The organism is Thalassospira sp. HJ (assembly GCF_000948415.1).
Taxonomy (GTDB): domain Bacteria; phylum Pseudomonadota; class Alphaproteobacteria; order Rhodospirillales; family Thalassospiraceae; genus Thalassospira.
This window is the reverse complement of the sequence record NZ_JYII01000012.1, coordinates 695,927-710,450: the sequence shown is the minus strand read 5'-3', so window position 1 is coordinate 710,450 and position 14,524 is coordinate 695,927. Positions and strand designations below refer to the sequence as shown.

General features: G+C 55.5%; 11 protein-coding genes. 2 read left to right on the top strand and 9 right to left on the bottom strand.

The window, feature by feature from the left end; genetic code table 11:
* Positions 1-40: 40 nt before the first annotated feature.
* Together UF64_RS12180 and rpoH are read left to right on the top strand one after the other, a co-directional pair.
* Entirely contained in the window at positions 41-1,012 is a 972-nt protein-coding gene (locus UF64_RS12180) for an RluA family pseudouridine synthase (protein WP_044828786.1), read from the top strand.
* Positions 1,013-1,131: 119 nt separating this feature from the next.
* Entirely contained in the window at positions 1,132-1,998 is an 867-nt protein-coding gene (rpoH, locus tag UF64_RS12175) for an RNA polymerase sigma factor RpoH (protein WP_044828785.1), read from the top strand.
* Positions 1,999-2,107: 109 nt separating this feature from the next.
* Here rpoH and UF64_RS12170 read toward each other — a convergent pair whose 3' ends face one another.
* From UF64_RS12170 to UF64_RS12130, 9 genes are all read right to left on the bottom strand, one after another.
* Positions 2,108-2,602, bottom strand: coding sequence for a hypothetical protein (locus UF64_RS12170; RefSeq protein ID WP_044828784.1), 495 nt, complete (start codon positions 2,600-2,602; stop codon positions 2,108-2,110).
* A gap of 9 nt (positions 2,603-2,611) precedes the next feature.
* Entirely contained in the window at positions 2,612-4,747 is a 2,136-nt protein-coding gene (locus UF64_RS12165) for a serine/threonine-protein kinase (RefSeq protein WP_044828783.1), read from the bottom strand.
* 249 nt (positions 4,748-4,996) lie between these two features.
* Entirely contained in the window at positions 4,997-6,292 is a 1,296-nt protein-coding gene (locus UF64_RS12160; protein WP_044828782.1) for an adenylosuccinate synthase, read from the bottom strand.
* Positions 6,293-6,327: 35 nt separating this feature from the next.
* Positions 6,328-7,494 (bottom strand): ATP phosphoribosyltransferase regulatory subunit, encoded by a 1,167-nt coding sequence (locus UF64_RS12155; protein ID WP_044828781.1) that lies wholly within the window; start codon positions 7,492-7,494, stop codon positions 6,328-6,330.
* 156 nt (positions 7,495-7,650) lie between these two features.
* Complete coding sequence (locus tag UF64_RS12150) at positions 7,651-8,832, bottom strand: phosphoserine transaminase (protein WP_044828780.1); 1,182 nt, start codon at positions 8,830-8,832, stop codon at positions 7,651-7,653.
* A 175-nt stretch (positions 8,833-9,007) separates the two neighbouring features.
* A complete protein-coding gene (locus UF64_RS12145; RefSeq protein WP_052657620.1) occupies positions 9,008-10,879 on the bottom strand; it encodes an SLC13 family permease in 1,872 nt (623 codons plus the stop codon).
* Between the two features lie 268 nt (positions 10,880-11,147).
* The gene (locus UF64_RS12140; RefSeq protein ID WP_044829015.1) at positions 11,148-11,972 is read right to left on the bottom strand and encodes a PhzF family phenazine biosynthesis protein; all 825 of its coding nucleotides are present in this window, start codon (positions 11,970-11,972) and stop codon (positions 11,148-11,150) included.
* A gap of 48 nt (positions 11,973-12,020) precedes the next feature.
* Positions 12,021-13,481: a pyridoxal-dependent decarboxylase gene (locus tag UF64_RS12135; protein WP_044828779.1), complete on the bottom strand. Its 1,461-nt coding sequence runs from the start codon at positions 13,479-13,481 to the stop codon at positions 12,021-12,023.
* Positions 13,478-14,440: a threonine dehydratase gene (locus tag UF64_RS12130; protein ID WP_044829014.1), complete on the bottom strand. Its 963-nt coding sequence runs from the start codon at positions 14,438-14,440 to the stop codon at positions 13,478-13,480. The genes UF64_RS12135 and UF64_RS12130 overlap by 4 nt, the downstream gene beginning before the upstream one ends.
* Positions 14,441-14,524: the final 84 nt, after the last annotated feature.

Here is a 14,524-nt window from a genome sequence, read left to right as displayed (position 1 = left end):
ATGACCGCCCCCATTGATCAATATAGCCCGATAGCAAGCGATGTCTGAAAACCTGACCTATAAAGCGACCGACGAGGATGAAGGTGCGCGCCTTGACAAGGTGTTGGCAACTGCATGGCCCGATCAGTCGCGCTCGCGCATCAAGGCATTGATCGAGGATGGTCAGCTTAGCGTCAATGGCGCGCCTGCAACCAAGATGTCGGCCAAGGTCAAAACAGGCGATATTTTTGATCTGATCGTGCCCGAACCGGAAATGGCCGAGCCGGTGCCCGAAGACATCAAGCTTGATGTGCTTTATGAAGATGACGACCTTCTGGTGATCAACAAGCCCGCAGGTATGGTGGTCCATCCCGCGGCGGGCAATGAAAGCGGCACGCTTGTAAATGCGCTTCTGGCCCATTGTGGCGATAGCCTATCGGGGATTGGCGGCGTCAAACGCCCGGGGATCGTCCATCGCCTGGACAAGGATACCAGCGGGGCAATGGTGGTTGCCAAGAACGACGCCGCCCATCGCGCTCTTTCAAATCTGTTTGCCGAGGACAAGGACAATATCGATCGCGCCTACATTGCAGTTGTCTGGGGCGTGCCCAAGCCGCTCAATGGCGATATTGAGGGAAATATTGGCCGTAGCCCGCGCAATCGAAAGAAGATGGCGGTGGTCAAAAATGCGGGAAAACACGCACTCACCCACTATAAAACTCTGCAATTCCGTAACGACTCGTTGGCATCGCTTGTTGAGTGCCGTCTTGCGACCGGCCGCACGCATCAAATCCGCGTTCATATGAACCATATTGGACATTCACTTGTGTGTGATCCAGTTTACGGTCGAAATCGAACTCTTCAAAAGTTCAACCTAGAGACGCAAGAGATTTTGAACGCGTTCAACAAACAGGCGTTGCATGCCCGAACTCTAGGCTTTCTGCACCCTCGCACCGGAAAGTACATCTCGACCGAGGCCCCCATTCCGGAAGACCTACTGGCCCTGATGAAGGCGCTGGAGCTATACCTTTGAATAGTTAATACTAGCCTTACCGCCTAAATTTCTATTGACGGTATATAATACTCCCGTATACCTTTTTAAAAAGTGCAAGGGGATAACAGCACTTTTTGAAAGCAATACGGGAGGCTTCGATGAAACAAGGCAACGCTCTTCCAACCATTTCCCAAGATGGTCTGACGGTATACCTTCAACGTATACGCCGATACCCGATGCTTACCCCGGAACAGGAAACCACCTATGCCTGCAACTTCCGGGACAAGGATTGTGATAAATCCGCCGAAAAACTGATCACCAGCCATTTGCGCCTGGTCGCCAAGATCGCGATGAGCTACCGCGGCTATGGCCTGCCGATCAACGAACTGATCTCCGAAGGAAATGTCGGCCTGCTCCAGTCGGTCAAACGCTTTGACCCGGACAAGGGCTTCCGCCTCGCGACTTACGCCATGTGGTGGATCCGTGCCGCCATTCAGGAATACATCCTGCATTCCTGGTCGCTTGTGAAAATGGGCACGACGGCTGCACAGAAAAAGCTGTTCTTTAACCTGCGCAAGCTCAAAAGCCAGATGCAGGCAATTGACGAAGGCGATCTTCAGCCTGAACAGGTCGAATTGATCGCAACCAAGCTTAATGTCTCCGAAGACGATGTCATCATGATGAACCGCCGTCTGGCTGGCCCTGACCACTCTCTCAACGCGCCGGTCCGCATTGAAGGCGATGGTGAATGGGTCGACTGGATCGAAAGCGAAGATGATGATCAGGAAACCCTGTATGGCAAGCGTGAAGAATTCCTTCAGCGCATGAACATGCTTAAAAGTGCAATGTCGCACCTTAATGATCGCGAACGCGACATCCTGACGCAGCGCCGCCTGCTTGAAAGCCCGGTAACGCTTGAAAACCTTAGTCTGGCCTATGGTATCTCGCGCGAGCGCATCCGCCAGATCGAAGTGCGCGCCTTTGAAAAGGTCCGGAAATCAATCCATACGGACCTGCCCCATTAACAACGGCTAATACCCCATTTTTATACCCCCCCTCTGGAAACGACTTACGGCGGACAATTGTCCGCCGTTTTTCTTTGGGTCGCATATCACGGGGAAGACGGCGCTTCGATCAGTTGCCCGAACGATCCACTTCCTTGATCAGGCTATCGCCCCAGGTCTTGATCAGACCGCGCTGTTTCTTGCGCAACTCACTTACCCGGCGCTGTGCCGAGAGGTTCAGCACATTGGCAACAATCGGCGGCATCGCAAGATAGAGCAACCAGCCAAGCCCCGCCGCGCCATACATGATCGACAGGGCAAGCGGCTGGAACACCGCTTGTGTCGCGCCACTGACGGTTTGTGCCGGCTGCATCCAGATTTCGAGGATATAGGGCGCAACACCTGAGAAATTCAAACCAAACACACAGCGCGCCATAGTCCGCCCCGGACTGCGATCAAAGATGAAGGCAACAAGCGACGGCAACAGCCCGACGGTCAACGTAATAAAGGTCGGCAACGCCACCATGAACAGCAGCACGGCAGATGCAATCACCGACAAGCCGGAAAACGCGCTACGTCCGCCCTTACCCTTGCCCTTTGAGGCTGAACTTTTACCTTTTGCCATCTCAGCCCCTTAAAAGATATGCATCAAGAACAGCGCGGATACGGTCAGCAGCGCGATCATGGTGGATGCGAATGCTGCGGCCTGTTGGCCGACTTTTTCGGCCAATTCCATACGTGCCGGCCCCGACGATTCCAGATCGAACACTTCACTTTCGGCTTCGGAATATTCCGCGACCGCCTCGACAAACTCGGACTGGTCCTTACGACGTTCCTGCTCGTCATTGATGAGGTTGTAAAGCTCGACCAGATTGCCACGCTTGGCCAGTTTTGGAATTTCGGTTTCCACACGTTCGCGGCGTGCCTTGCTGTGGAACACCTTGATCGCCGGCTCCATCAAACGCGCCACCCAATGCGACAGGTTTTGCAGATTATCCGGGCCATGGCGCCACTGGACAATCGCCAGCATGCTGATGATCGCGCGGCTGTATTCAACCTCGTCAGACGGGTTTTGCATCGCCATCAACTGGCCTTCGACATCGTCTTCAAGACGCGTCGCGATGAAGGCTGCAATGTGACGATCCACCGGCCAGCTTTCTTCAGATGCTGTTTCGGCAGCCTTTTCAAGGGCCGGCAACAGATCGGCGATTTCGACGACATATTCTTCTTCGACCATCGGGCTCAGGCAATGCTGATTGCGCACGGTCGCATAAAGGCAGCGCTCATAGCCATAGCCAGCACTTTGCTGCTGAATGTAATAGCGCAGGTTTTTATAAAGCTGCTGTTGTCTCTGGACTTCCGGGCTGTAGCCTTCCTGACGGCTAAACCAGAAGGACGGGATATCGCGGACGATAACGTCGGCAAAACGTTGCGGTCCGCGCCCGTGCTGCACATCATAGGACAGCATGAAGCCAAGCCCGTCGACCATGGATGCGAACCCCTTGAACCGCACCGGCCCGGTCGGATCCAGGATCAGGATGGAACGTGCGACCAGTACATCCTCGGCAGATCGTTTGTCGGCACCCGCCCATTGCAATTGACGCATGGCCTCGGAAAGTGCCTTTGCCCGATCATTGTCGCCCAAACCGCGCCGCAACCAGATTTCCACGGTGCTGTCGCGCAAAGGCGCAAGTGCGGTGCTCCAGTTCTTGGCAATGCCCTGCGCAAGCGATCGACAGGTATAGTAATCTCGCCCCGCAAGGTTTTGCGAACGCGCGGCACGCTTTTCCGTATTTGATTGCACCGGCTTGGTCCGGCGGCCATCGAGCCAGGCATTCAACTCCGCAAGGCCCCAGCGTTCTTCGGGATCATCGCACAGAAGCCCGCGCACGGGTTCAATCAGCACCAGCGGCAGCTTTTCCAGCGATGCGATGGCCTGGAATGACCCCTTTGAAAGTTTGAGCTCGAGGATTTCCTGATCATTGAGCTTCTTGAGCGGCTGACGCCCGATGCCAAGCTCGGCCAGTGTCATGCCAAGTGCATAGAAATCATCTGCGATGCTGCCCGAACCGCGTCCTGCGGGATCGGCACCCATGCGTGACGCGGTCTCATAGACTGCGGGTTGGTCATAGCCAGGCGGTGCACTTGCACAATCACCAAGCACGACTTTCTCGTGCATGGGGTCGGCAAAGAAAAGGTTGTCGGCACGAATATTACGATGTGCCAAGCCCTTTTCACCGAAGGCCTGCATGGCATTCATCAGCGGCTCGACAACGACCGTCGCAATGTCGTGTTCGTCGATGGGGAGCTTTTTGGTTTGTTTGGCTAAAACCCTACCCCCCGCCGGCTTCTCATAGAAAAGCACCATGGTCTTGCGACCAAAGGGCGGCCAATAGGCGGTTTCATAGTCAATCAGATCAATCTGACCAGCCATATGCATCCCGGTCAGGAAAGTCATGTGATCGTGGCGGGTCGGAAGAACCGGGTCAGTGACAAGCGCAAAGGCGCTTCCTTCATCACGGCGCAGATTGTCCGCGGAATAGGCCTTGCAATGACCCATATCGAATTCCGGCATTCGCAGATCCAGAAAGACGCGGAAATTGCCGATTTCGACACTTTTGCCACCCGCACTGATGGTGGCTTCATCATTTTCTGATGTTTCTTCGGGTTCCGCAGGCGCAGGTGCGCCGCCGCCCGGTGCATCCATCACCGGCTCTGTCGCAGCACCGTTCGAAACGTCCTGTTCCTGATCTTCTGCTTGCTCTGCCATGATCCCGATATTCTTTTACAGGTTATCATTCCCTGAGTGACGCGCGATCTCCTGATCGACAGTCCTCCTGACCTATCTACCAGAACGCTATCCTCAAAAGGTTGATAAAACGATACTGGTGATCCTCCATGCGGGCAAGCTGTTATGCGGCAGGCTCAGCATTAAGGGACAATCAAGCCCTTAAACCACAAACAAAAAAGCCACCAGCTTGATACTGGTGGCTTTTAACAATCAGGTATTTTTCAGCAATCAGGCGCTGAACGGATCATGTACCAGAATGGTGTCATCGCGTTCCGGGCTGGTTGACAGAAGCGCAACCGGTGCTTCGATCAGCTCTTCGACGCGGCGAACATATTTGATCGCGGCCGCCGGAAGGTCCGCCCAGCTACGTGCACCCATGGTCGTTTCCGACCAGCCTTCGATGGTTTCATAAACCGGCTTGGCTTTGGCCTGAAGACGCTGGTTGGCCGGCAGATGGTCATAAATTTTCCCATCAATGTCATAGCCGGTGCAGATATTGATCTCGTCAAAGCCATCAAGCACGTCAAGCTTGGTCAAGGCGATACCGGTGATGCCGTTGACCTTGACCGACTGACGAACAAGGGCGGCATCAAACCAGCCACAGCGGCGCTTACGACCGGTGACCACACCGAATTCGTGGCCACGCTCACCAAGACGTTCACCGTCTGCGTCAAACAGTTCGGACGGGAACGGACCTTCGCCAACGCGGGTGGTGTAGGCCTTGGTGATACCAAGAACATAACCAACACCCGACGGGCCCATGCCGGAACCGGCTGCTGCCTGACCGGAAACGGTGTTTGACGAGGTCACGAACGGATACGTGCCATGGTCAACGTCAAGCATCGTGCCCTGCGCACCTTCGAACAGGATGCGCTTGCCAGCTTCCTTGAACTGGTTCAGCGACTTCCAGACCGTGTCAGAGAACGGCAGAATTTTCGGTGCAATTTCCTTGAGCTGTTCAAGCAGTTCCGCGCCATCAATTTCCGGCTGACCAAGGCCGCGCAGAAGCGCATTGTGATGCGTCAGCAGGTTCTCGATCTTGGCTTTGAGCAGGTCAACATCAGCCAGATCACCAACACGGATTGCACGGCGACCAGCACGGTCTTCGTATGCCGGGCCGATACCACGACCGGTGGTGCCGATCTTGTTATCACCGGAAGCAGCCGCTTCGCGTGCACGGTCAAGGTTGCCATGCAGCGGCAGGATCAGGCAGGCATTTTCCGCCAGACGCAGGTTTTCCGGGGTGATGTCCACGCCCTGCTCTTTCAGGCGACCGATCTCGGCCAGAAGCGCCCACGGATCGACAACAACGCCGTTACCGATTACCGAGAGCTTTTTCTCACGCACGATGCCCGACGGCAGCAGGCTGAGTTTGTAAGTCGTTCCGTCGATCACCAGAGTATGACCGGCGTTATGACCACCCTGGAAACGCACAACAACGTCTGCCCGTTCGGACAGCCAGTCGACGATCTTGCCTTTACCTTCGTCCCCCCACTGGGAACCGATCACGGCAACATTGGTCATCGCAAAACTCCTTGCGCGATAAAAAGTTCGTTGAATTAGGCGCTCAGCGGCACAACCTGGCCGCCAAGATAAATGTGATTACAACCCATGCCCTGCGCTTCGATGCGCGCAGCAGCCTCGGTTTTGGCCTCGGCCGCACCTTCAAGGGCGGCAACCGTGTAATGACCTTCGGCGCGCAATTTGCGCGCTTCCCGCTGCGGCGTGCCCAGCGGCAGGTAGACCCGATCCACCGGTTCAGCATCCGGAAGACCGCGCAGAATACTATCCATATAAAGCGACATACCCGTTGCCGCCTCGCCAGAGGCACCGCCGGCACGATAACGCCCGCCACGACCAATCTCGCCGCGGACATTACGGGCAAACAGGGTAAAGCTGACACCGGTCTGATAGCGGAAACCGGCCATCTCGACCGGATCAATGGTAAGGGCTGCTTCAAGCCCGGACGCCAGAACACGTTCTGCGACGTCAATCAGACGATAAAGCTCTTCGGATGCGCCGAGCGGCAATTCAAGTTTCTTGAGTTTCGGCAAGGCCGTCTGTGCCGGACCTGCGGCCTCCAGCAAGGCAACCAGAACGCCTGTGACTTTGCCATCAGCGGCGCGAAGGGCCGCGACGTCGCGACGTTCAAGTGCCTCCGTCAAAGCTTCTCGTTCATCGCGCGATACGCCAAAGGCGTCAAACAGACGCACCGGCAAGGTCGGCAGATTAAGATCGACCGAAACATCGGCAAGACCGATGCTATCAAGGGCTTCAAGCGCAAGCAGAACAATCTCCGTATCGGCCGCGGCACTCGAAACACCAATCAGTTCCGCACCAACCTGTGCGAACTGGCGTTCCGGCCGCAGATGCGAACCCTTGATCCGCAGCACATCACCGGAATAGGAAAGACGCAGCGGACGCGGCGCATCAACCAAACGGGTCGCTGCAATACGGCCAACCTGCGGCGTCATATCGGACCGAAGCCCCATCATGCGACGCGATTCCGGGTCCATCAGACGAAATGTCTGGGTCGCCAGTTCCGGTGCCACACCTTCAAGCAGGCTTTCTTCAAATTCGACGAGCGGGGTTTTCACGCGGTCGTATCCCGCATGCGCCAGACTGGCCATCAGCTTTTCACGGATTTCAGCTTCCCGTGCGGCGGTTCCTGGCAGGACATCCTGCAGGCCGGCGGGCAAAAGAGCTTTCCTGGCGAGTTCGGTCATTATGTGTGCTTTCCCGGACGAGGCGCGCAAATTCAAATTGATGATATCCCGAGCAACGCTCAGGGCTCACTATCCGGTAGCGGTTACTACCGCGTTGTGCCGGACAGAGCAACGGGGAAAACCCCTCTAACGCAAATAATACGTACGAATTATTTCCTAGCTGGCCTGAAATTCGGCCTTAACCACCGCATATGCCCAGTCAAGCCACGGCAGCAACGCCTTGATATCGCTGGGCTCAACCGTTGCCCCGCCCCAGATACGCAGGCCAGCAGGCGCATCACGGTATCCGTTGATATCAAATGCGACATTTTCCAATTCAAGAAGCTGGGAAATCTTTTTCGGCAGCATCGCCTGCTGATCAGCAGACAAATCCAATGCCCACGGATCGACAATCTTGATACACATCGAGGTATTCGACGCCGTTGTCGGGTCTTCGGCAAGGTCTGCCGCCCAGTCACTGGTCACAAGCCACGCATCAAGATGCGCGCGGCTTTCGCGTGTGCGCTTCAGAAGACCTTCAAGGCCACCAATGTTTTCGGCCCATTTAAGGGCATCGATGGCGTCCTCGACCACAAGCATGGATGGCGTGTTGATGGTTTCGCCACGGAAAATACCATCAATCAGCTTGCCGCCCTTGGTCATGCGGAAGATTTTTGGCATCGGCCAGGCCGGTGTGTGGCTTTCAAGGCGTTCAACTGCGCGCGGGCTCAGGATAATGATCCCATGGCCACCCTCGCCGCCCAGAACTTTCTGCCAGCTATAGGTCACGACATCGAGCTTGTCCCACGGCAGTTCCATGGCAAAAATCGCCGAGGTCGCGTCGCAAATGGTAAGCCCCTTGCGGTCATCGGCGATCCAGTCACCATTGGGGACCCGCACACCCGCCGTCGTGCCATTCCAGGTAAATACAACATCGCGGTTGAAATCAACCGACGCCAGATCAGGCAGCTTGCCATAATCGGCTTCAAGGGTACGCACATCATCAAGCTTGAGCTGCTTGATCACATCCGCAACCCAGGTCGCACCAAAGCTTTCCCATGCCAGCATATCAACGCCGCGCGCGCCCAGCATCGACCACAGGGCCATTTCGACGGCACCGGTATCGGATGCCGGAACCACCCCAAGAAGATAATCATCGGGCAGGTTCAGGACAGCACGCGAACGGTCAATCACCTCTTCAAGGCGCTGTTTGCCCAGTTTCGCACGGTGCGAGCGGCCAAGGACTTCCGTCTGCAATGCATCAGCGGACCAACCCGGGCGTTTCTTGCACGGGCCCGACGAAAAATTCGGGCTGTTTGGACGCGTTGTCGGCTTTGCAATTGCGGCAGTCTGGGCCATCTGTAAGTTCCTGAGAAAGAAGAATAACCAATGATGGTTCATGTAGAACAATCAAGCGGCCTGATCCTATTGCGCAGAAGGCAAAAGTCAAACGCCTTCCACACAAACAAGACAGCCATTTTTGCATGGCTTAACTGAACGGATGCAATCCGTTACCGGACCAGCTTCACCGGCCTTAGAACGGGATATCGTAATACCACGGCGCAAACAGGCTGAACGCGATCCAAAGAAGGATAATCAGCGGTGTGCCAGCCTTGAGGAAGTCGATGAACCGGTAATGCCCCGGCCCCATGACAAGAAGGTTGGTCTGATACCCCACCGGCGATGCAAATGAACAGTTTGCCGCCATCACCACCGCAATCGCAAACACATGCGGCGGCACACCCAATTGCTGCGCCATGCCAATCCCGATCGGGGTGAACAACACGGCACAGGCATTGTTCGAAAGCACATTGGTAAACCCGGCCACAATCAGGAAGAAGAGCGACAAGATAACCGGTGCTGGTGCCCCGCGGGTTGCTGCCAATAGCTGATCGGCCACGAACTCAGCCCCGCCGGTTAATTGCAAGGCATTGCCAAGCGCGAGGGCAGCAGCCACCAGCAGCACAATCTTGCGGTCAATCGCGCGCGACGCCTGTCGCAAATTAAGCGCACCAGATGCGATCATCAGACCGGCACCGATAAAGCTTGAAACCATGATCGGCACAATTCCGGTCGCGGCCAATGCAATCACCCCAAGGAAGATCGCAGCAGCACGACGGGCATGGAACGGGCGCGGCAAGGTGCGCGTCGACCATTCCAGCAAGACAACGTCACGAATGGTACGAAGCGCCTCGACATCCTCTGAGCGTCCCTGCACCAGAAGAACGTCACCGGCTTCAAGCCGGATTTCGGTCATCTGGGTCCGGATCATGCGCGACCGGCGCTGAATACCCAGCACAAGGCATTTGTACTGATAGCGGAAACCGATCTGCTCAAGGTTAAACCCGATCAGGCGCGAGCCCGGCGGCAACATGACTTCGGCCAGAAGCTGGGTTGATTTTTGCGGGGTATCGTCACCATCCGCACCCACTGCAACCGCGTCGGAATGCAGCAAACCGGGGTCTTTTTGCAGGGCCTCGGTCAGGGCCTTGCGTGTCGCTGCGACGACCAGAACATCACCGGCCTGAATTTCCATATCATCTTCGAACGGCGGCAATTCGGCGTGTTCGCGGCGCACGATCATCTGGATCGTGATATTGGGCAGGTTCTTGAAGAAACCGGCAACCGGTTTGGTCCCGATCATGTTGGCTGATGGGCCAACCGTGATCTGGGCAATGAACTGCTTGCCGCTGCTATCGGGGTTGGCAAGTTTGCTGCGCATTGAGGCCAATGCCGGCAACAGACGCGGCGCAATCAGAAGGACATAGACAAAACCGACAAGTGCGAGAACACCGCCAATCGTCGTGAATTCAAAGAACTCAAGCCCAGGCATCCCCAATTCGATCAGGGAACTCGACACCAGAAGGTTGGTCGAAGACCCGATCAGGGTCGTCATGCCACCCAAGATCGCGGCATAGGAAAGCGGGATCATCAGGGCCGATGGCGAACGTTCAATACGCTCGGCAAGTGCCTGAATAATCGGAATAAAGATGACCACGACCGGCGTATTGTTCAGGAAGGCCGACATCACCATCACGACGAAAAGGCCGATGAAAATCGCGATCGAGGCATTCTTGCCGCCATGCTCGGTAATCAGCCCGGCGATGTAACTAACCCCGCCGGTCAGAACCATCCCCTGCCCGACGACAAGCAGCGACAACACCGTCAGCAATGCCGGGTTGGCAAAGCCCGACATGATGGTTGCAGGCCCAAGCAGATTGTCACCATCACCGTCAAGCAGCGGGAAAAACTCGAAGAAAAGCAAAAGGGTTGCGATCAGCGCCATGCTGGTCAGCTCGAGCGAGATACGCTCCAACCCATACAGAACAAGCGATCCGGCAACGAGTGCAAGAACCACCCACATCTGCATCGGCGTTGCAGAACTGGCAACAACACTTTCGAGCACGATAAACTTTCCCCTGTAAAGCCTGCTTTCTTGCGGTTGGCGCGCGCTTTTATGGTCGCGCGGTCGGTCCACAAGTCTCCTATTTTGCCTTTTACTTAGACGAAAGCCCCATGGCACGGTCAATAAAAAAACAAAGCCATCGGGCTTCAATGCGGATTAATGGGTAGAAACATTCCCTTACGGATGCATGGCATTACGCACAAAAAATGGCGGACAATCGCGATACTGCCCGCCATTTTGAATGTGACCTTATCCGCGATCGGATGATCTATGCCGGAAGCCTGATTTCACCTTTGAGGAATAGCACCGCCTCCCCCTTCAGATGAACACGGTCACCGTCGACTTTACAGGCAACCACGCCGCCACGCGCAGATGCCTGATAGCCAACAACATCAACCTGACCAAGTTTTTCGGCCCAATAGGGCGCAACCACGCAATGCATGTAACCCGTCACCGGATCTTCGTCGATGCCTAGCGCTGGCAGGAAATAGCGCGAAACCATATCAAGCCCGGTCTTATCACCCGGTGCTGTCACGATCACACCGCGGTCGGCCAGTTTCGCCAAGGTCGACATATCCGGGCGCATGTTGCGAACAATGGATGCATCATCAAAGACCGCCACGATATCGGTATCGCGGCTAACCACGCCAAATGTCTCAACCGGCATCACCCCGCCAAGTGCGTCAATCACGTCGCTTGATACAGTTTCTGCCTTGATCGGTTGTTTCGGGAAATTCAGGACAATCGCCTCGCCATCACGATGGGCCGTCAAAACCCCGCTTTGGCTTTGCAGTTTGATCAGATCACCCTCAAAGCCAAGCTGATTGAAGATCACGGACGCACTTGCAAGGGTCGCATGCCCGCAAAGCGGCACCTCGACGGTTGGTGTGAACCAGCGAATGTGAAAATCGGTTTCTTCCCCTTCACACGGCACGAAGAATGCCGTTTCCGACAGATTGTTTTCCATCGCGATCTTTTGCATCGCGTCATCAGACAACCAGCGTGATAGCGGCACAACTGCGGCCGGATTGCCGGCAAACGGAACATCGGTGAAGGCATCGATCTGATAGATCGGCAAGGTCTGGGTCGTCATCATATTATCCTGAACTCGGCACATGTTTGATGCGCAAGGCTTTAATTTTCATCGCTTATCGGTGATTTCAGCAGTCGATGACAAGACCGTTTCAATCGCCTGCTTGACGACCATCAGGTCCTCATCGCGGGTTCGCCAGTTGCTAAAGGCTGCACGGAAACCAAACCGTCCACCATACACAGTTGGCGTCAAGAACAATTTTCCGGTCGCATTGATGCGCTCAAGCAAGGCGCGATTGTCATCATCGCTGCCATGCGACGTAAACATCGTCACATTGAGCTTCGGCTCACTCAGCAGTTCAAGCTTTTCGTGGGTGCGAACCCATGCAGCAAGGTTTGCCGCCTGATCACAATTGGCACGAATGATCGATGCAATCCCGTCACGGCCATAGGCCATCATCATCACCCAGAGCGGCAAGGCGCGGAACCGTCTGGAATTCTCAACACCGCGATTGATATAGCTATTGCCATCCGCCTTGGTATCAAGATACGGCGCGAAGGCACGACAGCAGGTTTCCAGCACAGAAATATGCCGGGTCAGGAATATCCCGCAATCATAAGGGACATTAAGCCACTTGTGCCCGTCCGAGGTGATGGAATCCGCCCGTTCAATCCCCTGGGTAAAGTGTGCCCGACGATCATCAAGGGCAGCAAAGAAACCAAACGCGGCATCCACATGCAGCCAGGCACCATAGGCCGCACATAAATCGGCAATCGCATTCAGATCATCGAAATCCGTCGCGTTAACCGTCCCGGCAGATGCAATAACAATCTTGGCGCGCGACGAACTGGCAGCAAGCTTGGCCTTCAAATCTCCGATATCGGTTTCTTCCGATCCGGGCTTTGTCGCGACCTTGGTAAAGTTGTTGCGGCCAATGCCGGTGATCGACAGATCTTTAACCATGCTGGCGTGCGGGCTGGCGGCAAAAATCTCAAGATTGGGCAAAACGCTGGCGCCATCTGCATCAACATTCACACCGATCTGCTCACCGCACCATTGCCGGGCGGCGACCAATCCCAACAGGTTTGAAACCGTCGCACCGGTTGTCAGCACACCATCAAACCGATCCGATGGCACCCCACCCAACTCACAGAGCCAGTTGATGACCTGTTCTTCAACAGCGGCATTAACCGATCCTTCCGGCCCAGTGGCATTCTGATCAATTGCACTGGCCAACCAATCACCCACAAGGGCGGCTGGCGTTGTGCCGCCAGTTACAAATCCAAGATATCTCGGACCAATTGATGCGGCGAGCAGCGGCAGAATTTCTTCATTCGCTGCCCGCAACGCATCAAGTGCACCGCGTCCCTGCCCCGGCATGGGGCGCGAGGGGTCAAAGGCAGAGAAATCGCGGCTGGTGACATCCATGTCTTCTGCACCCTGAATGAAGCTGTGCGCGATATCGCCTGTCTCGACAAGGATACGGCCAAGCTTTTCAAGGTCATCAAACATGAGATGACGTTCATCGACAGTGGGGCTGTCATATGAACGATTTGAAATGCGGTTCATTTGTTTTCTCCCGAAAGAATGCGGGCATAATCGGCACGATCAATATTCGCGCCGGTCAACACAAGTGCGACTTTCTTGCCGATATTGCTTTCACGCTGTGCAATGGCGGCTGCCAGTGGCACGGCACCAGCACCCTCGGCAATTGTGTGGCACGAACTGAAATAAAGGCGCATGGCATCGGCAATCTGCTCATCACTGACGGCAACGATATCCGCCGCACCGTTCTTGATGATTTCAAACGCATTTGGGTCAGGGCTTCGGCAGGCAACACCATCGGCAAAGGTTTTGGCTGTCGGTGTCGGAATGATTTCGCCGGCAAGGAATGACTGGCGAATGGCATCAGCCCCGGTTGCGACCACGCCGATAATCTCGGTTTTCAGTCCCAAGGCATCGCGCACCGTAATCAGTGACGAAATTCCTGACCCCATGCCAACCGGCACATAAACCCGATCCAGCCCCGCAATCGCATCAAACAGCTCCAGCCCATAGGACGCAACACCACGGACAAGTTCCCGATGAAACGCCGGCACCATCACAAGGTCTTCGCTGGCAGCAAGCGTCTTGGCGTATTCGGCGGCCTCTTGGAAATCGTGACCATGTTCGATCACCTCCGCACCCCAGGCGCGCATGGCGGCATTCTTTTCAACGGAATTACGATGCGGGACAATAATCGTCGCGGGCATACCAAACCGGCTGGCGGCATGGGCAAGACTTTGGCCATGGTTTCCCCGGGTCGCCGAGATAATCCCGCGGTTCACATCGACCGATTTGGCAAGATAGCGACAAAAGGTCAGCCCACCGCGGATCTTGAACGCCCCCAGCCGGGTATGGTTTTCGTGTTTGACATACAGGGACAATCCGGTCGCGCGATCAAGCAGCGGCCACTGAATTGTCGGGGTCGGCGCAACATATTGATGCACAAAATCCGCCGCCTCACGCAATTCACTTGTATTGAACATGCTATTGTATCCCTGATCGATCAACATCGTGACAATTTGAATTTTTGGCGGCTTCCCGCCGAACGGAGGCACAATGGGAGCAAA

What these genes read in the sequence shown, in the direction of transcription:
- UF64_RS12180 (WP_044828786.1), top strand. Translation starts at nt 41, where the DNA reads ATGTCTGAAAACCTGACCTATAAAGCGACCGACGAGGATGAAGGTGCG.
- rpoH (WP_044828785.1), top strand. Translation starts at nt 1,132, where the DNA reads ATGAAACAAGGCAACGCTCTTCCAACCATTTCCCAAGATGGTCTGACG.
- UF64_RS12170 (WP_044828784.1), bottom strand. Translation starts at nt 2,602, where the DNA reads ATGGCAAAAGGTAAAAGTTCAGCCTCAAAGGGCAAGGGTAAGGGCGGA.
- UF64_RS12165 (WP_044828783.1), bottom strand. Translation starts at nt 4,747, where the DNA reads ATGGCAGAGCAAGCAGAAGATCAGGAACAGGACGTTTCGAACGGTGCT.
- UF64_RS12160 (WP_044828782.1), bottom strand. Translation starts at nt 6,292, where the DNA reads ATGACCAATGTTGCCGTGATCGGTTCCCAGTGGGGGGACGAAGGTAAA.
- UF64_RS12155 (WP_044828781.1), bottom strand. Translation starts at nt 7,494, where the DNA reads ATGACCGAACTCGCCAGGAAAGCTCTTTTGCCCGCCGGCCTGCAGGAT.
- UF64_RS12150 (WP_044828780.1), bottom strand. Translation starts at nt 8,832, where the DNA reads ATGGCCCAGACTGCCGCAATTGCAAAGCCGACAACGCGTCCAAACAGC.
- UF64_RS12140 (WP_044829015.1), bottom strand. Translation starts at nt 11,972, where the DNA reads ATGACGACCCAGACCTTGCCGATCTATCAGATCGATGCCTTCACCGAT.
- UF64_RS12135 (WP_044828779.1), bottom strand. Translation starts at nt 13,481, where the DNA reads ATGAACCGCATTTCAAATCGTTCATATGACAGCCCCACTGTCGATGAA.
- UF64_RS12130 (WP_044829014.1), bottom strand. Translation starts at nt 14,440, where the DNA reads ATGTTCAATACAAGTGAATTGCGTGAGGCGGCGGATTTTGTGCATCAA.